Genomic DNA, 19690 nt, shown 5'->3' with positions numbered 1-19690 from the left:
GCCGGGGACGAAGACCCTGCAAATATGCGGAAGATGCCGCTTCTTGGGTGTACCGACGGGTGTTGTCAGGGGGCTTGGGCGCCTTCGGGTGCGGGACCGGGCTTCAAGGAGCCTGCCAGGACAGCCGTTTGCCGACCACCGCCGGGGCCGTGGAGTGCGGCAGCAGGTCACGCGGGTCGTCGGGGAGCAGCACCTCGATCTCCGCGTCCTCGCAGAAACGATACGGCCGATGCTCCAGAAACCCCCCGAGATACCGGCGCACCCGCGACATCTCCGCCCGCACCGTCACCGTACGGCCCGGATCGCCGAACAGGTCCTCGGCCAGCCCCGCCGCACTGCGCCCGGTGCGGTGCAGGGCCAGCAGATACAGCAACTCGGCGTGTCGCGGGCTCAGTTCATGGCTCCAGGTGCCGGCACCCCCGGACACCGTCATCGACCAGCGGCGCGGCTGCGACAGATCCAGCACGATCCGGGTCGCGCCCCGCGGCACCGGCTCGTCGGACGCCCGTATCAACCAGCCCCCGGCCAGCGGCTCCACCGCGCACAGCCCCAGCGTCGGCAGCCACCGCTGGCCCGCCGACAGCGACTTGGGCAACGCGACTCGGCCCTGGTACGGCATCCCCGCCACCGCCGCCGTCCAGCCGTCCCGGTCCACCACCACGGCCCGGCCACCGAGCCGCGCCAGCACCGGCGCCGCCACCGCCCGCAGTTGCTCCAGCGAGGACTGGTGCAGCTCGCGCAGCCGGGACTCGGCGAGCTTGGCCACCGAGTCGACCCACGCGAGCGTGGCCGGATGCATCGTCTCCAACGGGCCGCTCACGTCCACGACCCCGAGCAGCCGACCGTCCCTCGGGTCGGTGATCGGCGCCCCGGTGCACGTCCACGAGGTCTGTGAGCGCACGAAGTGCTCCGAGGCGAAGACCTGCACCGGCCGGCGCGCCACCACCGGGGTGCCGATGCCGTTGGTGCCGACGACGCCCTCCCGCCAGTCGGCACCGAGCTCGAACCCGGTCCCGTCGGCCTTGCGCAGCACCGGCGAACTGCCCTCCCGCCACAGCACCCGGCCTTCCTCGTCGGCAACCACCATGATGTGGTGGGCGACGTCCGCGACCGACAGCAGCCCGTCGCGCAGCACCGGCAGGACGTGCCGCAGCTCCGAGCTCTCCCGGCGCCGCTGTACCTCGTCCCGCGGCAGCAGCCCCGAACGGAAGTCGTGGTCGGGGTCGACGCCGCCGCGCAGCATCCGGTCCCACGACTGCTCGATCACCGGGCGGGGGGCCACGGGCGCGCGCTGACCGGAGAGCGTGGCGGAGCGGACGTCGCTCAGCAGCCGTGCCGCCCGTGCCGAGTCCACGGCGGCCAGCTGGGTGACGTCCGTCGGCGAGAGCGCCACTGGTCCTCCCGGAGGGGCTGCGGACAACCGGTTTCCCCTCGGCTTTCGGCCACGGCGTGGATGTCCGTCCTGACTGTTCGTCTCATAGTGCCGTTCGTCCGTCGCGGAGGGATACAGTCCGGCCACAGACAGCAGCAAGTTGCAACCCCCTGCAACCCTGGTGAACGGGGCGCGGCTCGTTGAAACTTGAGCGACGCCGTCCCGAGCGGCGTTCGCGGCCTCGAACGGGCCAAGGCGGGGGTGGTGCCGTGTCGGCGCAGCACCACCCCTGCCGCCGCGGCTCGGGGTGCCTGGTTGAGGTGCGTTGGCGTCTGCGGGTTTCGTTGTGGCTTGTCGCGCAGTTCCCCGCGCCCCTTTAGGTCAGTTCAGTGGGCGTGACCTGTTCACTACCGACGTCAAGTCCAGCGTTCCCGGCAGGGTGCCGAAGGTTGCGCCCGCGTCGCCGCCCAATCTTGAGGCGCAGAACGCGTCTGCTACCTCTGGTGGGGCGTAACGGACCAGCAGGGAACCCTGCAGGACCAGTGCCAGCCTCTCCGTCAGGCGGCGTGCCCGTGCCTCGATGCCGTCCAGGTCCGCCAGGTCCGTCAGGAGGTTCTTGATCGCTGTGTCCAGGCGGTGGTCGGCGCCTCGGGACCTGCCGATCTCCTGGAGGTAGGCGTTGAAGGCGGCCGGTTCGCGTTGCAGTGCGCGGAGGACGTCCAGCGCCTGGACGTTGCCCGCGCCTTCCCAGATGGAGTTGAGCGGGGACTCGCGGACCAGGCGGGGGAGGCCGGAGTCCTCCACGTAGCCGTTGCCGCCCAGGCACTCGGCGGCCTCCACGACCAGCGGGGCGCAGCGTTTCGTCACCCAGTACTTGGCGGCCGGGACCGCGATCCGCAGGAACGCGCGCTCCTGCTCGCCGCCGTCGTCGTACGCTGCCGCAAGGCGCAGCGCGAGTGTGGTCGCCGCCTCGGACTCCAGCGCGAGGTCGGCCAGGACGTTGCGCATCAGCGGCTTGTCGACCAGCTTTCCTCCGAACGCCGCGCGGTGCGTGCAGTGGTGGATCGCCTGCGACACGGCCTGCCGCATCAGGCCCGCCGAGCCGAGGACGCAGTCGAGCCGGGTCGCCGCGACCATCTCGATGATGGTCCGCACCCCGCGCCCCTCCTCGCCCACCCGGCGCGCCCAGGTCCCGTCGAACTCCACCTCCGCCGAGGCGTTGGACCGGTTGCCCAGCTTGTCCTTCAGCCGCTGGATGCGGAACGTGTTGCGGGTGCCGTCCTCCAGGACGCGGGGGAGGAGAAGACAGGTGAGGCCCTCCGGGGCCTGGGCCAGCACCAGGAAGCCGTCGGACATGGGCGCCGAGCAGAACCACTTGTGGCCCGTCAGCTCGTACGTCCCCTCCTCCGCGAGCGGCGTCGCGGTCGTCGTGTTCGCGCGTACGTCGCTGCCGCCCTGCTTCTCCGTCATCGCCATCCCGAAGAGTGCACCGGCCTTCAGGTGCGCGGGACGCGGTTCGCGGTCGTAGACCATCGACGTGAGGCGGGGCTCCCACTCCGCCGCCAGCGCGGGCTCCTGGCGCAGGGCGGGTACGGCGGCGTGGGTCATCGACAGGGGGCAGAGGTTGCCGGCGTCGACCTGCGTCCAGACCAGGAACGCGGCCGCGCGACGCACATGGCCCGCCGGGCGGTTCCAGGCGGCGGTGAGGCCGGCCGCGACGCCCTTGCCGAGGAGGCGGTGCCAGGCGGGGTGGAAGTCGACCTCGTCGACGCGGTGACCGTAGCGGTCGTGGGTCCTGAGACGGGGTGGGTTGTCGTTGGCCTGTACGGCCCATTCCTGGAGCTGCGCCGATCCGGCGGCCCGGCCCAGGGCCTCCAGCTCACCGCGCACATCGTCCAGGGCATCGGGTTCCACATGCCGCTCCACGGCCGCGACCAGGGCTTTGTCGGCGGTGAAGACGTCGTGGCCGGTCAGAGGCGGGGGCTGGTTGGTCACGGTGTGGGTGCTGCCTGCCATACCCGCGAACTTACCGCCCCGCCAAGCGGTTCACATGAGTGGTCGAACCGTCCACCAACGCGGACATGACAGGAAAACGCCCTGAATCGCCGAGGCCGCGGGCCCGTGGGGGATGAGTGCAGCCTCGTACGGCGGATACCGTTAGGTCGTGCAGCCAGCAAGTGAATCCCCTCAGCGGCCCCCCTCCGGCCGTCTCCACCGGGCGCGTGCCCTCTACCGGAACGTCTCCAAGCGCAGGACCGCCTGGCTGCTGATCAAGGACACCGTCAACTCCTGCATGGAGTACCGCATCCTCGGCCTCGCCGCCGAGGCCGCCTTCTTCACCCTGCTGTCCGTGCCGCCGCTGCTGCTCAGCATGATCGGCCTGCTCGGCTACGTCGACGACTGGACCGGCACCGACTCCATCAGCAGCCTGGAGGCCAACCTCCTGGAGGCCTCCCGCACGGTCCTCTCCGACAAGGGCGTCCGGCAGATCGCCCAGCCGATCCTCGACGACGTCATGAAGGGCGGCCGGCCCGACGTCATCTCGATAGGCTTCCTCTTCGCCCTGTGGTCCGGCTCGCGCGCGGTGAACGTCTTCATCGACACCATCACCGTCATGTACGGCCTCGACGGCGTCCGCGGCATCGTCAAGACCCGCGTGGTCGCCTTCCTCCTCTTCCTCGCCGCCCTGGTGATCGGCTCGATCGCGCTGCCGCTGATGGTCGCGGGCCCCGACGCGGTCGTCCGGATCGTGCCCTGGTCGGCGACGGTCGTCCAGGTCCTGTACTGGCCTGTGGTCATCGTGCTGTCCATCGCCTTCCTGACCACGCTCTACCACGTCTCGGTCCCCGTCCGGTCGCCCTGGATCGAGGACGTCCCCGGCTCCCTCGTCGCCCTCGCCATGTGGGTGCTGGGCAGCTTCCTGCTGCGCATCTACCTCACCAACACCATCGAGGGCGCCTCGATCTACGGCTCGCTCGCCGCCGCCGTCGCCGTCATGCTCTGGATCGGCGTCTCCGCCTTCGCCGTCCTCGTCGGGGCCGCCGTCAACGCCGCCATCGACCGCGTCTGGCCGGCCGCCGCCACCGCGGCCGCCCGCGCCGCGAACGAACGCATCCGCGAGGCGCAGGTCGCCGAGTACGTGGCCCGGGCCACCGCCCACCGGGAGATCGACCCGGACGACCCCGACGACCCGGACATGCCGTCCGAGTTCCCCGAGCGGTGGTCCCGCTTCCTCCCGCCGGAGGACGTGACGTCCAGACTGCGCACCCATGTGAAGAGCACCCACCCGCCGCACAAGTCGCCCGACGGTCCGTAGCCCCTACACCCAGGCCGCCGTGGACTCCCGTACGAACTCCGCGAAGTCCCGCGGCGCCCGCCCCAGCACCTCGCGCACTCCGTCCGTCACCCGCGCGTTCCGCCCGTCGAGCAGCCCCTCGAAGACCTCCACCAGGAACTCCGCCTCCTCGGCGGGCACCCCGAACCCGGCGAGCGCCTCCCCATAGGCGTCCGCCGGAACCGGCGTGTACGTCAGCTCCCGCCCGGTCGCCGCCCCGATCTCCGCGACCGCCTCCCGGAACGACAGCAACCGAGGCCCCGTCACCTCCACCGACCGCCCCACGTACCGCTCCCCGGACGTCAGCACCGTCGCCACCACGTCCGCGATGTCCCGCACATCGATGAACGGCTCCCGCACCTCACCCGCCGGAAACGCCAGCCCGCCCCGCCGCAACTCCTCCACCAGCGGCCCCTCGCTGAAGTTCTGCGAGAACCACGACGCCTGTACGACGGTCCAGTCCGCCCCCGACACCTTGAACGCCTCCTCGGTCGCCACCGCCTGCTCCTCGCCCCGCGCGGACAGCAGCACCAGCCTCCGCACCCCGAGCCCCACGGCCTCCCGCGCCAGCGCCCCGACCCCCTCGGTCGCCGCCGGGGCGCCCACGTCGGACGGGTACACGAGATACGCCGCGTCCGCGTCCCGCAGGGCGTCGGCCCAGGTCGTCGGGTCCTCCCAGTCGAAGCCCCGGGCCCGGGACGCGGCCCGCACCTCCAGTCCGGCCGCCTGCACCGCCCGCGCCACCCGGCTCCCCGTACGACCCGAGGCACCGGTCACCATCACAGTCATGTTCTTCGCGTTCTGCGTCATGCCTTCGAGTCAACGCCCGCGCCCGCCAGGACCCCATCGCTGAACGGCTCATTCCCATGCGCGGGCGTCTACGCTGACGCCATGGACGCTCTCGCAGGCCTCCTCGAAGGGCCCCGCGCGCGGGGCGCCTTCATGATCCGGGCGTGCTTCGAACCGCCCTGGAGCGTGCGCATCGAGGACCGCGCCCCGCTCACCGTCATGCTCATGGTCCGCGGCGAGGCGTGGGTCATGCCGGACGCGGGAGACAGGGTCCGGCTGCGCGCCGGGGACCTCGCCATCGCCCGCGGCCCCGACCCGTACACCTGCGCCGACGACCCCGGGACCGAGCCGCAGGCGCTGATCCTGCCCGGTGCGGAGTGCCGCTATCCCGACGGGCGTTCGCTCAACGGCGTCATGGACCTCGGCGTCCGCACCTGGGGCGACCGGCTCGACGGGTCGGCCGTGATGCTGATCGGCACGTATCTGTGGCAGGGCGAGGTCAGCGGACGCCTGCTGGACGTGCTGCCGCCGCTGCTGACGCTCACCCCGGAGGTGTGGGACTGCCCGCTCACACCGCTCCTCATGACGGAAATCGTCCGCGACGAACCCGGCCAGGAAGTCGTCCTGGACCGCCTCCTCGACCTGCTCGTCATCGCCGCGCTGCGCGCCTGGTTCTCCCGCCCGGAGGCGTCGGCACCCGGCTGGTACCGGGCGCTGGCGGACCCTGTCGTGGGGCGGGTGCTGCGGCTCCTCCAGGACGATCCCGCCCATCCGTGGACGGTCGCGTCACTCGCGGCGAAGGCGGGGGTTTCGCGGGCGGCGCTGGGGCGGCGGTTCACGGAGCTGGTGGGGGAGCCGCCGATGACGTATCTGACGGGATGGCGGCTGGCGTTGGCGGCGGATCGGTTGCGGGAGGGGGACGCGACGTTGGAGGCGATCGCTCGGCAGGTGGGGTACGGGAGTGCGTTCGCTCTGTCGAGTGCGTTCAAGAGGGTTTACGGGGTCAGTCCTCAGGAGCATCGGGGGAGGGGGGCGTAGGGGCCGTTGTCGGGTGCGGGTGCGTTGTGGCTGGTCGCGCCCACGCGGCGGAGCCGCAGATCGACACAGCCCCGCGCCCCTTGAGGGCGTGACCCGTAGCCTTGTCTTCATGTACGCGGAGAGAACTGGACGGCTTCCCGGCTCCGTTGTGTGGACCAGTACTCCGTCCCCGCGCCAGCCTGGTCGTGTACTCCCCGACGGCTGTATGGATCTGCTCTGGCACGACGGGCGGCTGCTCGTCGCCGGGCCCGATACGCGTGCGTTCGTCACCGGGGGTGAGCGGAGTGGCTGGGCCGGGGTTCGGTTCTTTCCCGGTACTGCGCCCACCCTCCTCGGTGTCCCCGCCCCTGAGGTGCTCAACCGGCGGGTCGAACTTGCCGACCTGTGGTCCGCCGCCCGGGTACGGCAGCTCACCTCGCGCGTGAACGCCGCGGCCGATCCCGCGCGCGGGCTCGAAGAGGTGGCGCTGGGGCTGGCGGCCGATGTCGATGCCCCCGATCCGTTGCTGGGGGAGGTCGTGGACGCCCTTGATGCGGGGCGGCCCGTCGCCGCCACGGCTGATCGACTCGGCCTCGGGGCGCGTCAGTTGCACCGGCGGTGCCTCGTCGCGTTCGGGTACGGGCCCAAGACGCTGGGCCGGGTGCTGCGGCTCCAGCGGGCGTTGCGGTTGGCCCGGCGCGGAGTGTCGTACGCCGAGACGGCGGCCTGTGCCGGGTACGCCGACCAGGCTCATCTCGCCCGGGACGTACGGGAGTTGGCGGGGGTGCCGCTCGGGGAGCTACTGGGCCGCCGGTAGCGGGGCGAACAGGTCGACGCCGTTGCCGTCCGGGTCGTGCAAGGTCGCGTAGCGCTGACCCCAGAAGGCGTCCCAGGGCTTGAGCTCGCCGTGGTGCCCGGCGTTCACCATCTCCTCGTAGACCGTGTCCACCTCGGCCGGGCTGTCGCAGCGCAGGGCGAGGCCGGTGCGGCTGTCGCCGCCGGTCGGTGGCCGCCAGCCGGCGTGGAAGGAGCGGACCGTCGCCTCGGTGTCGAGCAACAGACGTAGTCCACCTGGGAGTTGGGCCTCGACGTGCGGCTCGCCCTCCGAGCCTTCCGGGAAGGCGAACCCGAGGCGGCGGTAGAAGGCGACCGAGGCGGCCATGTCGGAGACGATCAGGCCGATGGCGTCGAATCGTGGAGTCATGCGGTCACCGTAGGCAGGTCTCATGGCTGCGGTCTTGAAGGAATCGGACATCACGCGGTGCGGGGAATCCTCGTTGCCCGGGCCGGCGCGGTCCTCGGATGATGGGGCGATGGACGACACCCCGAACCGCTTTCCCCCTGCCCTGACCGCCTTGCGTGCCCGAGCCAGCGAGGCCGGGTTCACGATGTCCTGCGAGGAACGCACGGGAAGTCTTCTCGCGGCGCTCGCGGCGAGCCGTCCCGCGGGCCGCGTCCTCGAACTCGGCACCGGGGTGGGGGAGGGCACGGCCTGGCTGCTGAGCGGGATGAGCCCGGACGCCCGGCTCGTCAGCGTCGAACTCGACGCCGGTCACCAGGCCGTCGCCCGGGGGGAGTTGGGCGCCGATCCGCGGGTCACGTTCGTGACCGGGGACGGTGGGGCGTGGCTGGAGGAGTACGCCGGGGAGCCCTTCGACCTGGTCTTCGCGGACACCTGGCCCGGCAAGTTCACCCACCTGGACCGGGCCCTGGGCCTGGTCGCCCCCGGCGGCACGTATCTGATCGACGACCTCGACCCGCAGCCCGGCTGGCCCGAGGGCCACGAGGCGTCTGTCGTCCGCCTGTTGGCCGATCTGGAGGGGCGCGAGGAGTTCCGTACCGTCCGGCTGGCGTGGGCGAGCGGGTTGCTGATGGCGGTGCGTTCGGTCGGTTGAAGGGACCGCTTGATCGGCGTGTTCGGTCGGTTGAAGGTGACCGCTTGATCTGGGCGTTGGGTTGTTCGAAGGTGACCGTTTGATCGGCGCGTCGGGCTATTCGAAGGTGACCGGGCCCAGCGGGGTGTCCACCGTGAACGTGAGTCCCACCGGACCCTCGGTGACCGGGAGTTCGGTGTCCAGGGTGGCGAGCAGACGCTGGATCTCGTCCGGGTCGGGTGCTGTTGCCGCGAGCGCGAGGAGCGGTGTGCTGGGCAGGCCGGAGGCGGACGGGTGGCGTGCGGTGCCCCAGTCGATGAGGAACGGCACGAGCCCGGAAGGGTGTTGGGTGTCGCCGTCCGTCAACCGCCACGCCAGCAGCGTGCCGTCCGGGGTGCGGCGGCTCATGGGGTGGACGTCGCCGGGGTCGTACCCCAGGGACCGGGCGGTCGCGACCGCCGCGTCCAGGTCGGGCGGGCTGATCGCCCAGGTGACCGTGCGCGCACGGCTGATCGCGTCGACGTCGAAGGGGCGCGGTCCCGCGGGCTCCGGCTGCTCCGGATCGGGCCCGATGATCTCCAGATAGCTGGTCCCGCCCAGCGACACCAGGAAGTTGCGGGTGCCCAGGCCGACGTGCACCCCGCCGGGAGCGGGCGCCACTCCCGTACGCCGGGTGAAGTCGGCGACCGTCGCCGCCAGGTCGGGGGTTGCGAGGACGAGGTGGTCAAGGCGTGCGGGAATCGTGTTCATCGTGCGATCGAGGCTACGCAGGGGCGGGTCCGTGATGGAACACCTGTGCGGCAAGAGGGGGAGGGCCAGCGCGTCCGCCCCCGGTGCTGAGGAGGAGTGCCGCCGGTCCCGGCCCAGGTCGGCTGGGTGGTCGACGATCGGCGGTCGGGGCCGGCCGTCACAGAAAACCCTTTAGGCTGCTGCTGTCGCATGGTTGATCGGACCGTCGCGACAGGGGGAGCAGAGGACCAGGGGACAGGGGGACCGGTGAACGACGCGGCTGAGGTGTTCCAGCCACTCCAGGTGGACGATCCGCCCGTGATCGCCGGCTACCGTCTCGCCGCCCGGCTCGGTGCCGGCGGCATGGGCCGGGTTTACCTCTCCCACACCGCGGGCGGCAGGCCCGTGGCGATCAAGGTCGTACGCCCCGAACTCGCCGACGACCCGGACTTCCGGCGGCGCTTCGGCCGCGAGATCAAGGCGGCCCAGCGGGTACGGGGTGCCTACACCGCCGAGCTGATCGACGCCGACGCCGACGGCACGCCGCCCTGGCTCGCCACGCTCTACGTCCCCGGACCCTCGCTGGCGGAGGCCGTGCACCGGCGGGGTCCGCTGCCGGTCCCGGCCGTGCTGTGGCTGATGGCAGGCGTGGCCGAGGCGCTGCAGGCCATCCATGCCGCCGGGATCGTGCACCGCGACCTGAAGCCGTCCAACGTGCTGCTGGCCGCCGACGGCCCCCGTGTCATCGACTTCGGCATCTCGCTGGCGGCCGACCTCACGGCGTACACGGCGACCGGCGCCGCCGCGATCGGCACACCGCAGTTCATGGCGCCGGAACAGGCCGTCGCGGGGGACATCACACCGGCCACCGACGTCTTCGCGCTCGGCCAGACGGCGGCGTTCGCGGCCCTGGGCGAGCCGCTGTACGGCAACGGTCCTGCCGCCACCGTCCTCTACCGCATCGTCCACTCCGCACCCGACCTCTCCCGCCTGCCGGAGCCACTGCGCCCACTGCTCTCCCGGTGCCTCGCCGCCGATCCGGCAGAGCGGGCCACGCTGGCGGAGATCGTCGAGTGGTGCCGCGGGCGGCTCGACGGAGCAGCCGACACGGGCGGGGGTCCGGCGGTCTGGCGCGAGGTCACGGGCCCCGAGACGACGATCCCGGAACCGGTCCCCGACCCGGCACCGGCGCACACGACGCCGTTGCGCACGGCGGCGCACACCCAGCCGCTGATCGCGCCGGTGCGGTCGACGGTCCCGGTAGCGCCGGAGCCGCGGAAGAAGCGACGGCGCCGTGTCGCTCTGGGCACGGCGGCCGGGGTGACCGCGGGCGCGCTGCTGATCACCGGGCTGGTGTGGCAGGCCCGCCAGAACGCGGACGACACCCGCGACCGGGACTCGGCCTCTTCCTCGACGCCGGACACGAAGGCGTCCGGACAGCCGGCTGGATCGTCGTCGGCAGCGGGGGTGGGCGCGACGGGCGGCGGCGGGACAGCGCAGTCGTCGGGTCCCACCGCGACGGCGGCCGCGAAACCGACCGCGAGACCGCTGGGCTACCCCCTGTACCTGGACGAGAAGAACTCCCTGTACCTCCACGTCGACGAGCCGGAGGCGCGCGACGACCGCAAGGGGGACATCCGCTTCACCTGCAAGAAAATCGGCTGCGCGCTGGAGAGTGACACCAGCGCGATCATGGCGATGCCCGGAGATCCGGGCACGACCTACGACGACTGCCGCTTCTTCCTCAAAGGGGAGAAAGCCGCCAAGCATCACAGCATCTCGCTGGCCGGGGCGGCGGCCGGCACCGAGTTCTGCATCAAGCACAGCTCCGGGGACATCGCGCTGCTCGTGATCCAGGTGAAGAACACCGCACTGTGGGACGATCCCGGCATCAGCTCTGTGCTGGCGGACCTGACGACTTGGCGGGCGACGTAGACGCCGGAGCCAATTGCCGCAAGGGCAAAGGATTTTGATGAATCGTCATCACGCCGCGGTGCACAATTAGCATGCTCACGACCATCCTCGCCATCGTCGATCCCAGAAGGGACCCGCGTGCGCTTCCCCCGCCGTGCCCTGGCCGTCCTCACCACCGCTGCCGCGCTCCTGGGCGTCAACCTGATCGCCGCCGGCCCCGCACAGGCTGCCACCTCCTGCTCCGGAACCGTCACCCACAGCCAGTCCGTCACGATCCCCGGCCGTACCACCGTCATCGGTGAGCTGGTCATCTACTACAACAGCAGCAACGGCGGCACCAACAGCGCCTGCTTCTACCACCGCGGCCCCTCCTACGGAGTCGCCGCCTACACCTACGTCACGATCTACCGATGCTCACAGAGATCGGGCGAGGGGCAGGTGTGCAACACCGTCGCTTCCGGCGGTGTCGACGACGGCAACTTCTCCTACCAGGCCGGCCCCGTCGGCGTGACCGGCACGGCGAACTACTGTGTCGGGGCGATCGGTTGGATCACCTGGGAGCACCCCAACCCCGACGTGGGGAAGATGAACATGGGAGTGTTCACCCCCCTCACCCGAGGTTGCTGAACACCCCCGCTCACGAAAACCGGTACGGGCCGGTCGACGCGGTCTACCCCCGCGGCCGCCCCGTACTGGCCCGCTCCACCAACCGCGTCGACAACTCCGTCCGCGTCCCCTCCGGCCGCGTGCCGTCCATCATCCGCACCAGCAGCCGCGTGGCCGTCGCCGCCATCTCCGACAGCGGTTGGCGGATCGTGGTCAGGGGTGGGGCGAGCCAGCGGGACTCGGGGAGGTCGTCGAAGCCGACGACGCTCATGTCGTCCGGTACGCGCAGGCCCCGTTCCGCCAGCGCCTCGTACACCCCCAGCGCCATCCGGTCCGAGCAGACGAAGACGGCCGTCGGCGGCTCGGGCAGGTCGAGGAGTTCCAGTGTGCGGCGGCGGGCCTCGCCCTCGTCGAAACCGGCGTACCGCACGTACTCGGGGCGTTGCCGGACCCCGGCCGACGCGAGCGCCGAGCGATAGCCGGCCACCCTCGCGCTGCTGCACATCCTGCGCCGGTGCCCGGCGACGACCGCGATCCGCTCATGGCCCAGCCCCAGCAGATGCTCGGTCGCGCTGACCCCGCCCTGCCAGTTCGCCGCCCCGACCGACACCACGCCCGGCGGCGGTTCGAGCACCGGGTCGATCATCACGAACGGGATGCGGTGCTGCTCCAGCCACGCGTACTGGGACGGCGTCAGCTCGGCCAGATTGAACAGCACCCCGGACGACCCGCGGGCGATGAGCTTGTCCAGCCAGCCCCGCTCGGGGCGGCCGCCCCGGGTCCGGGTGAGCCCCGCCGAGACGACCACCTCCAGCCCCGCGTCGTGAGCCGCCTCCTCCACCCCGTGCAGCACCGCGCCCGACCAGGACGTCTCCAGCGAGTGCACGACGAGGTCGACGAGCCCGGGTGGCTTCGCCGCGTCGAACCGGGGTCTGCGGACGTATCCCAGCCGGTCCAGGGCCTCCGTGACCCGCCGCCGCGTCTCGGGCGCCACGTCCTCGCGACCGTTGACGACCTTGGACGCGGTGGGCACGGACACCCCCGCCTCCCGGGCCACGACCGCGAGCGTCGGCCCGGCCGCCACGCTCGTACCTCCCGTACGGACCATCGGGAACCACCTCTCCGGCCCGCCCGTGGGCCCTGGAAAGTTTCGACCAGCGCGGAAAACAGTAAGCGCTTCCTACCCTAGGTCGCCCCTGTGGAGTCCGGAAGAGGTCGGACTTGGCAGGCCTGTGTGGTCCGTGACTTTCGAAACAGCGAACGCGCTTACTGTTCCTGGCAGATGAGCCGGAACCCGCCGAAGTCGGCCGTGAACGCCCCGTTCACCAGGTCCACGGCATGGATGCCGACCAGCGCCCCGGTGAAGCGCAGTTTCGATCCGTGGTCGTCGGAGAGCTTGGTGAAGTCGAGCGGCGGTCCGATCGGCGTCCGCGCCCCGCCCGTGTCGTACCAGAAGCGCGCGGCCCCGTCCTCGACCCCCACGCCCAGCGTGACGGGCCCCTCGGCGCCGACCTCCGCGACGGCCACCTGCCGGATGCCGCCCTCGTCGCGCTCCACCAGGCTGAGCACCGTACGCCCTCCACCCTGCCACTGCTGCCCGCGCTGCTCCTCACCCTCCGGTTCCGCCCAGGTCAGATCCAGCGCCAGATACGCCTCGGTGTTGTACCAGAGCACCAGCCCCGCGGCCTCGGTGAAGCTGCGCGGCCGGGCCTCGACGGTGACCTCGGCCTCCGCGCGGTGCTCGGTGATCCGCCGGGCGAGGAGGCTGTGCGTCCAGTGGGACTCGGGGCCGTGCCGCCCCCGCAGCCGTATCCACCCCGGCCGGGCCTCGGTGTCCGCCCAGGAAGGGTCGACAGGACCGCGCAGCGTGCTCCAGGGCCACCCCAACCCCCCGTCGTCGGGCGCCCCTTGGGGAACAAATGCCTTTGTCGGTACGTCGACCTCGACCGCCGGATGATGCCCGCCGTGCCGCAGCCTGGGCCACCCCTCCTCGTCCCATACGACCGCCTGAACGGCCGTCTCCCGCCCCAGCGGGCAGCGCGGTCCGTCGGGTGTCTGGAGTGGCCGAGCCGCCAGGTGGCTGAGGAACCACTCCCCGCCCGGCGTCTCCACCAGCTCGGCGTGCCCGGCCTTCTGCAACGGCACCTTCGGGTCGTCGCGCGTCGTCAGCAGCGGCCGGTCGTCGAGTTCGTACGGCCCGGTGACGGCGCGGCTGCGGGCGACGAGCACCCCGTGCTCGAACCCGGTGCCGCCCTCCGCGAGAACGAGGTAGTACCAGTCCCCGCGCCTCAGCAGCTTCGGCCCCTCGACGAGCCGCTCGTGCTGGAGCAGCAGCCGCGTCTCACCCACCGGGACGAGCGTCTCGCGGTCCAGCTCGGTGAGCACGATCCCGGCGAACCGCCGCCCGCCCGGCCGATGGTCGCTCTGCATGTTCAGCAGCCACAGCCGGCCGTCCTCGCCATGGAAGAGCGCCGGGTCGAAGCCGTGGCTCGCGACCCGGCGCGGGGGCGTCCACGGGCCGGCCGCCGACACCGCCGTACTCACATAGGTGTCCAAATCGAAGTACGGCGTCCCGACCGAACGCACCACGGAGTACACGACCCAGAACCGCTCACCGTCCCAGCTCAGCGAGGGCGCCCAGACGCCACCGGAGTCGGGCACCCCGGCCAGCGAGTCACCCGGGACCGCGCCCCGGACGTGCCCGGCGTACTCCCAATGCGCGAGATCGCGGGAACGATGGATCGGAATGGTCGGGAACCACTCGAAGGAACTGGTCGCCACGTAGTACCAGTCACCGACCCGCACCAGCGACGGGTCCGGGGCGAAACCCCGGATCACCGGGTTGCGCAGCACGGTCACTTCAGGGCCCCCAGCGTCACGCCCGTCCGCCAGTAGCGGCGCATCGCGACCATCATGATCGCCATCGGCACGATGGACAGCAGCGCGCCGGTCAGCACCAGGCTCGTCAGGTCGACGCCGGACTCCAGGCGTTTGCCGGACCAGTTGTACAGGCCCAGGTTGAGGGTCCAGTTCTCCTCGCCACGCAGCACGGTCAGCGGCAGGAAGAAGGCGTTCCAGGTGTTCACGAAGGCCAGCAGGAACACGGTCGCCCCGCCGGTCGTCATCATCCGCAGCACGATGCTGAAGAAGATCCGCAGCTCACCGGCGCCGTCGATGCGGGCGGCCTCCAGCAGCTCGTACGGGATGGTCGCCTCGGTGTAGACCTTCGCCAGGTAGACGCTGAACGGGTTGATCAGACACGGGATGAGCATCGCCCAGGGCGTGTCGACCAGTCCGATCTCCGAGAACAGCAGATACAGCGGCAGCGTGAGCAGCGCGATCGGGATCAGGAACGAGCCGACCACGCACGCGAACACCAGGTTGCGGCCCGGGAACTGGAAGCGTGCGAGCCCGTATCCCGTGGCCAGCGCCAGCAGCGTCCCGCCCAGCGAGCCGACGCCCGCGTACAGAAGGGAGTTGGCGGTCCAGCGCAGGAAGATGCCGTCGTTGTACGTGAACAGCTGACGCAGGTTGTCCCACAGATGCCAACCACCCGAGAACCACAGCCCGTTGCTCTGGTAGAGCCCCGTACGGTCCTTCGTCGAGGCGACGATCAGCCACCACACCGGGAACAGGCTGTACATGCTCGCGAGCACCAGGCCGACCAGCAGGAACCGCTGCCCACCGCGCGAACGGGCGCCAGGATCGGGCCGGTTGAGCCGACGTACCGTCTTGCCTGTTGAGGCGCGTTCTTCGGTCATGGTCATCAGTCGACCTCCCTCGAAGTGAGCCGGTAGAAGAGGAAGGAGCCGACACCGAGGATCAGGGCGAGCAGCACCGACAAGGTCGCGGCGTAGTGGTAATTACCGGCGTTGAACGCCTGGTTGTAGATGATCATGATCGGGGTGAAGCTGTCGTCGACCGTCTGGGGCGTGATGTTCCGGAACAACGCCGGCTCATTGAAGATCTGCAGCATCTGGATGATCGACAGCATGCCGGTCAGCACCAACGCGCCCCGCACGAACGGCACTTTGATACTGCGTGCGATCCGCCACTCGGAGGCGCCGTCCAGCCGCGCCGCCTCGAAGAGCTCACGCGGCACGCCTTGCAGCGCGGAGTAGATGATCACCATGTTGTAGCCGATGCCGTGCCAGGTCAGCAGGTTGCCGATGGACGGCCACACCATGGACGGCGAGAAGAAGTTCCAGTGGAACCCGAAGAACTCGCCGAGCGGCGTGAGCGGACCGACGTCCGGGCTGTACAGGTTGATCCACACCAGCGCGGCGACCACACCGGGGATCATGTACGGCACCAGCAGCAGAATCCGGAACCGGCCGGCGACCTTCGAGGTGACCGCGTCCAGGAGCAGCGCCAGCACGAGGCTGATGAGCAGCATCACCGGGATCTGCACGCAGGCGAACAGCACCACCCGCAGCACGGACCCCATGAACGCCGAATCGGTCAGCCCCTCCTTGTAGTTGTCGAGCCCGACGAACTTCTCGGTGGCACCGCCGAGCCCGAGCCCGGACTGCTGCTCGTGGTAGAGCGACTGGTAGACGGCGTACCCGATGGGGAGCAGATACAGAAAGACGAACCCGAGCTGGAAGGGCACCGTGAACGCGGCACCCTTCCAGCGCTGTGAGCGAATCATGGATCGGTGCCTCAGCCCTTGACGCTGATACCGCGGGACTTCAGGTCCTTGACCGTCCACTCCTGCATGTGGGCGAGGAGGTCGGTCACGGTCTCCTCCTTGTTGACCACCTTGGCCCAGCCGGCCTGCATCTCGGTGAACATGGCGGTCCAGTTGGGCCCGAAGGTCCAGTCGGTGGTGATGGTGGAGAGACTGTCCTTCACGACGGTCTGCGCGGCGTCGTAGTTCTTCCCGAGCAACTTCTCGGAGGTCGCCTCGGCGACGTAGCTGTCACTGTCCTTGAGCGCGGGGAACACGCCGTTACCGGTCTCGGGACTGGCCATGGTCTTGACGGCCGTCGGGTCGGTGGACATCCACAACGCGGCCTCGGCGGCCTGCTTCTGGTTCTCGCACTGCTTGGTCACCAGCGTCACGCTGCCGGTCAGGTTGGTGCCGGCGGGCGTCTTGGCGGCCTCACCGTCGAAGGCCGGCCACGGCGCGAGCGCCCACTTCCCGAACGACTTGGTGAAGTTCTGCACCATGCCGGCCTGCTGCCAGGTGGAGATCTGCCGGGTGGCCGTACCGCCGTTGTCGTAGTTCCGCTGCACGGCGGCGTAGTCCGCGAACGACAGCTTGGAGTTCAGATCGTTGTCGATGATCTCCTGGATGACCTTGGCGGCCTTCAGCGTCCCCGCGTCCTGGAAGTCCACCTTCCAGGAGTTCCCGTCGATGGCGTACCAGTGCGCCCCGGCCTGCATGGCCAGCACCTCGAGCGTGCTGGGGTCCTCACCCGCGTAGTTGGTGATCTTCACCCCGTGCTTCTTCAGCACCTTGCCCGCCGCGATGAACTCGTCCCAGGTCGTCGGCGCCTTGAGCCCGTACTTGTCGAAGATGTCGGTCCGGTAGATCGTGAAGTTCGGCGAGGAACTGGTGGGCACCCCGTACGACTTCCCCTGCACCTGCGCGCTGGCCCAGGCCCCGGCGTTGAACTTCCCCTTGCTGGAGTCGACGTACTGCGAGATGTCCGCGAGCGCGTCCTGCGAGACCCAGCTGGTCACGTACTCGGCGGTGTTCTGCACCAGGCAGGGCGCGTTCCCGGCCTTCACCGCGTTCGTCAGCTGCTTCTGCATGGTCAGCTGGTCGGTGACCTTCGTGTACTTGAGCTTGATGTCCTTGTGCGAGGCGTTGAACGCCTTGACGACCGCGTCCTGGCCGTTGGCCCATCCCCAGAAGGGAAGGGTGACCGGACCCGACGCCCCTGAGGACCCGTCGTCTCCGGAGTCCGAACCGCCACAGGCGGCGAGCAGACCCGTCAGCGCGATACCCGCGACGGCTGCGTGGGCGAACCTTCTCCGGGGGCTGGTGAAGTTCATCTGACCGTGTTCCTTCGGAAAGTAGGGCGTCTCGGAACGAGGACGGCGGCTCGGTGCAGGCCGGGAACGGCGGCCGGAAATCCGTCGGCTCGCGGTTGCGGGGGTCGGCCAAGCGGAAGATGTAGTAAGCGGTTGCTGGGACGGTAGGACGAGGGATCAGTCCATAGCAAGAGGTGCGCGGAAATTTGTTACGCCGGTTTGTCCGGGGCGTAAGCCGGAAGGGCAATGATCTTGAGGTGACCACAGGCAGCATTTGCCCAGGTCGAGCCGTTTTCTCTGTGCCACGAACAAGCTCAGACCGCCCCTTGGGGCGGCCTGAGCCGGTGACCAAAAAACCTTGAGAAAACGCTTACGAAACGATCGCTTTCACGACCGCATGTCGAAGGCGGCCCCCGCCCGTCAGGTACGGGGCGAGGGCGGCCGAACCGAGTTCCGTACGACGACATGGGTGCCCAGCACCAGATGATCGCCGTCGGTGCCCTTGCGGCGCCCGGAGCCGCCCTCCCGCCGGTCGGCGACGGCCCGCAGCGCGACCCGCCCCATCTCCTCGTACGGCACGTGCACGGTGGTGAGTTGAGGGGTCAGCTGGGAGGCCAGCGGAATGTCGTCGTACCCCACGATGGACACGTCCTCCGGCACCCGCAGCCCCGCCGCGCGCAACGCCTGCATGGCGCCGGCGGCGACCACGTCCGTGCCCGCGAGCACGGCGGTGAAGTCCGGCGTCTCGTGCAGCGCGGTCTCGACGGCCTCGTACCCGTGCTCGTAGTCGTAGGGCCCGTGCCGGACGAGTCCCGGGTCGAACTCCACCCCGTAGGCCTCGAAGGCCCGCCGGGCGCCCTCCAACCGCCCCTGAGCGGTGGTCAGTTCGGCATGCCCCGGCAGCACCAGCACCCGCCGATGCCCGGCGGACAGCAGATGGCTGGCCATGGCATAGGCGCCGCCCTCGTTGTCGTAGTCGACGGTCGTCGCCGGCACGTCCCCCTCCAACGGAGGCCGCCCCACGAGCACCAGATGCGACCCGGCCGCGTCCAGCGACCGGGCGAACCGGGCCATGCGCAGCTGGTACTCGTCGTAGTCATAAGCGCCACCGAGCAGCACCACAGCCGCCACCCCCTGCTGCCGCATGAGGTTGACCAGCGCGAGCTCCCGCTCGGGATCGTCTCCGGTGGTCCCCACCAGCGAGAGCCAGCCCCGCAGCGTGGCGGCGCCCTCCACGCCCTTGGCGACATGGGCGAATGCGGCACCGGTGATGTTGTTGATGAGGATGGCCACGGTGGGAGTGCCCCCACCCGCGAGCGACCGGGCATGAGCGTTGGTGACGTAGTCCAGGTCCCGGACCACCTTCATCACCCGGCGCCGCAGATCCTCCGACACCGGGTAGTTGCCCGACAGCACACGCGAGACGCTGGCGACGGAAACACCCGCGCGCTCCGCCACGTCACGGATGGTGGCCCGTCCGGCGTCCCCGGGCGCCTTGCGCTGACTCACCCTGCGGCTCCTTCATCATCGAGCTTGCCTGGCCGACACATCCGCGTCGGCACGGAAAACCGTATCCCATTGTTTCCACCTGTTTCCCCCGGCTGCGATGAGCCCAAAAAGCCCACGGCACAGGCCCACCAACATCAACTGTCTGCGGGCCACCGGCCGCGAGAGAGCCGAAGGGGCGCGCCGGTGTCGAGAGCGCGAACGCGCGGAGGCCCGAAGGGCCGAGCACGATCGCGCTCTCGACACCGGCTGAGAGCGCCCCGTAGGCGACCGAGCCAGATATTCGGCAGGCCAGCTGTGGGAGTGAGCGTTGTACGCGGGTGATCTGAGCGTTGCTGACGAGGCGCCCCCGGTGATCTGAGCGATGTAGGCGTTAGCGAGGCAACGCGGGTGATCTGAGCGTTGTAGGCGTTGGAGGCAACGCGAGTGATCCGAGCGCTGCACCCGGGATTGACAAGCCACCCCCCCCCCCGCTGACCGCCCCCGCCCGCGCCCCCCACCCCACCCCCCCCCCCCCCCCCCCCCCCCCCCCCCCCCCCCCCCCCCGCCCCAAAAACCGGAAAGAGG

The 19690-nt window shown here is 70.4% G+C and carries 17 protein-coding genes; 6 read left to right on the top strand and 11 right to left on the bottom strand.

Features of this window, described 5'->3' with window-relative positions:
- Positions 1–103: 103 nt before the first annotated feature.
- Positions 104–1393 carry a GAF domain-containing protein gene (locus IQ210_RS20375; protein WP_194080488.1) on the bottom strand — a complete coding sequence of 430 codons (1290 nt, stop codon included), beginning with the start codon at positions 1391–1393 and terminating at the stop codon, positions 104–106.
- 360 nt (positions 1394–1753) lie between these two features.
- Complete coding sequence (locus IQ210_RS20370) at positions 1754–3388, bottom strand: acyl-CoA dehydrogenase family protein (RefSeq protein WP_194080487.1); 1635 nt, start codon at positions 3386–3388, stop codon at positions 1754–1756.
- A gap of 148 nt (positions 3389–3536) precedes the next feature.
- Here IQ210_RS20370 and IQ210_RS20365 point away from each other — a divergent pair, with 148 nt between their 5' ends.
- On the top strand, positions 3537–4688 hold the full coding sequence (locus IQ210_RS20365; RefSeq protein ID WP_194080486.1) for a YihY/virulence factor BrkB family protein: 1152 nt from the start codon (positions 3537–3539) through the stop codon (positions 4686–4688).
- 3 nt (positions 4689–4691) lie between these two features.
- Here IQ210_RS20365 and IQ210_RS20360 read toward each other — a convergent pair whose 3' ends face one another.
- On the bottom strand, positions 4692–5516 hold the full coding sequence (locus IQ210_RS20360) for an NmrA family NAD(P)-binding protein (RefSeq protein WP_194080485.1): 825 nt from the start codon (positions 5514–5516) through the stop codon (positions 4692–4694).
- 81 nt (positions 5517–5597) lie between these two features.
- Between IQ210_RS20360 and IQ210_RS20355 the strand changes: the two genes are divergently transcribed.
- Both IQ210_RS20355 and IQ210_RS20350 read left to right on the top strand, forming a co-directional pair.
- A complete protein-coding gene (locus IQ210_RS20355) occupies positions 5598–6533 on the top strand; it encodes an AraC family transcriptional regulator (protein WP_194080484.1) in 936 nt (311 codons plus the stop codon).
- Positions 6534–6642: 109 nt separating this feature from the next.
- The gene (locus IQ210_RS20350) at positions 6643–7329 is read left to right on the top strand and encodes a helix-turn-helix domain-containing protein (RefSeq protein WP_194080483.1); all 687 of its coding nucleotides are present in this window, start codon (positions 6643–6645) and stop codon (positions 7327–7329) included.
- Here the strand turns inward: IQ210_RS20350 and IQ210_RS20345 are convergent.
- The gene (locus IQ210_RS20345) at positions 7312–7716 is read right to left on the bottom strand and encodes a VOC family protein (protein ID WP_194080482.1); all 405 of its coding nucleotides are present in this window, start codon (positions 7714–7716) and stop codon (positions 7312–7314) included. The genes IQ210_RS20350 and IQ210_RS20345 overlap by 18 nt on opposite strands.
- A 109-nt stretch (positions 7717–7825) precedes the next feature.
- Between IQ210_RS20345 and IQ210_RS20340 the strand changes: the two genes are divergently transcribed.
- Entirely contained in the window at positions 7826–8407 is a 582-nt protein-coding gene (locus tag IQ210_RS20340; RefSeq protein WP_194080481.1) for an O-methyltransferase, read from the top strand.
- A gap of 96 nt (positions 8408–8503) precedes the next feature.
- On the opposite strand, the gene IQ210_RS20335 is transcribed toward IQ210_RS20340, so the two are convergent.
- Positions 8504–9136, bottom strand: coding sequence for a VOC family protein (locus IQ210_RS20335; protein ID WP_194080480.1), 633 nt, complete (start codon positions 9134–9136; stop codon positions 8504–8506).
- A gap of 246 nt (positions 9137–9382) precedes the next feature.
- On the opposite strand from IQ210_RS20335, the gene IQ210_RS20330 reads away from it, so the two are divergent.
- On the top strand, positions 9383–11050 hold the full coding sequence (locus tag IQ210_RS20330) for a serine/threonine-protein kinase (RefSeq protein WP_194080479.1): 1668 nt from the start codon (positions 9383–9385) through the stop codon (positions 11048–11050).
- 117 nt (positions 11051–11167) lie between these two features.
- Complete coding sequence (locus tag IQ210_RS20325) at positions 11168–11656, top strand: hypothetical protein (protein ID WP_228048095.1); 489 nt, start codon at positions 11168–11170, stop codon at positions 11654–11656.
- A gap of 43 nt (positions 11657–11699) precedes the next feature.
- Here IQ210_RS20325 and IQ210_RS20320 read toward each other — a convergent pair whose 3' ends face one another.
- The 6 genes from IQ210_RS20320 to IQ210_RS20295 all read right to left on the bottom strand — a co-directional run bounded on the left by IQ210_RS20320 (position 11700) and on the right by IQ210_RS20295 (position 19126).
- Positions 11700–12743 carry a LacI family DNA-binding transcriptional regulator gene (locus IQ210_RS20320; RefSeq protein ID WP_194080478.1) on the bottom strand — a complete coding sequence of 348 codons (1044 nt, stop codon included), beginning with the start codon at positions 12741–12743 and terminating at the stop codon, positions 11700–11702.
- 158 nt (positions 12744–12901) lie between these two features.
- Complete coding sequence (locus tag IQ210_RS20315) at positions 12902–14494, bottom strand: glycoside hydrolase family 43 protein (RefSeq protein ID WP_194080477.1); 1593 nt, start codon at positions 14492–14494, stop codon at positions 12902–12904.
- Entirely contained in the window at positions 14491–15402 is a 912-nt protein-coding gene (locus IQ210_RS20310; RefSeq protein ID WP_194080476.1) for a carbohydrate ABC transporter permease, read from the bottom strand. The genes IQ210_RS20315 and IQ210_RS20310 overlap by 4 nt, the downstream gene beginning before the upstream one ends.
- On the bottom strand, positions 15402–16286 hold the full coding sequence (locus IQ210_RS20305) for a carbohydrate ABC transporter permease (protein WP_194080475.1): 885 nt from the start codon (positions 16284–16286) through the stop codon (positions 15402–15404). The genes IQ210_RS20310 and IQ210_RS20305 overlap by 1 nt, the downstream gene beginning before the upstream one ends.
- 11 nt (positions 16287–16297) lie before the next feature.
- On the bottom strand, positions 16298–17638 hold the full coding sequence (locus IQ210_RS20300; protein ID WP_194080474.1) for an ABC transporter substrate-binding protein: 1341 nt from the start codon (positions 17636–17638) through the stop codon (positions 16298–16300).
- Between the two features lie 399 nt (positions 17639–18037).
- The gene (locus IQ210_RS20295) at positions 18038–19126 is read right to left on the bottom strand and encodes a LacI family DNA-binding transcriptional regulator (RefSeq protein ID WP_194080473.1); all 1089 of its coding nucleotides are present in this window, start codon (positions 19124–19126) and stop codon (positions 18038–18040) included.
- Positions 19127–19690 lie beyond the last annotated feature (564 nt).

Source organism: Streptomyces justiciae (genome assembly GCF_015163075.1).
Classification (GTDB): domain Bacteria; phylum Actinomycetota; class Actinomycetes; order Streptomycetales; family Streptomycetaceae; genus Streptomyces; species Streptomyces justiciae.
Note: the sequence above shows the minus strand (reverse complement) of the source record. Positions and strands in the feature narration are given on the sequence as shown.

What these genes read in the sequence shown, in the direction of transcription:
- IQ210_RS20340 (WP_194080481.1), top strand. Translation starts at nt 7,826, where the DNA reads ATGGACGACACCCCGAACCGCTTTCCCCCTGCCCTGACCGCCTTGCGT.
- IQ210_RS20305 (WP_194080475.1), bottom strand. Translation starts at nt 16,286, where the DNA reads ATGATTCGCTCACAGCGCTGGAAGGGTGCCGCGTTCACGGTGCCCTTC.
- IQ210_RS20335 (WP_194080480.1), bottom strand. Translation starts at nt 9,136, where the DNA reads ATGAACACGATTCCCGCACGCCTTGACCACCTCGTCCTCGCAACCCCC.
- IQ210_RS20360 (WP_194080485.1), bottom strand. Translation starts at nt 5,516, where the DNA reads ATGACGCAGAACGCGAAGAACATGACTGTGATGGTGACCGGTGCCTCG.
- IQ210_RS20320 (WP_194080478.1), bottom strand. Translation starts at nt 12,743, where the DNA reads ATGGTCCGTACGGGAGGTACGAGCGTGGCGGCCGGGCCGACGCTCGCG.
- IQ210_RS20350 (WP_194080483.1), top strand. Translation starts at nt 6,643, where the DNA reads ATGTACGCGGAGAGAACTGGACGGCTTCCCGGCTCCGTTGTGTGGACC.
- IQ210_RS20345 (WP_194080482.1), bottom strand. Translation starts at nt 7,716, where the DNA reads ATGACTCCACGATTCGACGCCATCGGCCTGATCGTCTCCGACATGGCC.
- IQ210_RS20370 (WP_194080487.1), bottom strand. Translation starts at nt 3,388, where the DNA reads ATGGCAGGCAGCACCCACACCGTGACCAACCAGCCCCCGCCTCTGACC.
- IQ210_RS20355 (WP_194080484.1), top strand. Translation starts at nt 5,598, where the DNA reads ATGGACGCTCTCGCAGGCCTCCTCGAAGGGCCCCGCGCGCGGGGCGCC.
- IQ210_RS20310 (WP_194080476.1), bottom strand. Translation starts at nt 15,402, where the DNA reads ATGACCATGACCGAAGAACGCGCCTCAACAGGCAAGACGGTACGTCGG.
- IQ210_RS20300 (WP_194080474.1), bottom strand. Translation starts at nt 17,638, where the DNA reads ATGAACTTCACCAGCCCCCGGAGAAGGTTCGCCCACGCAGCCGTCGCG.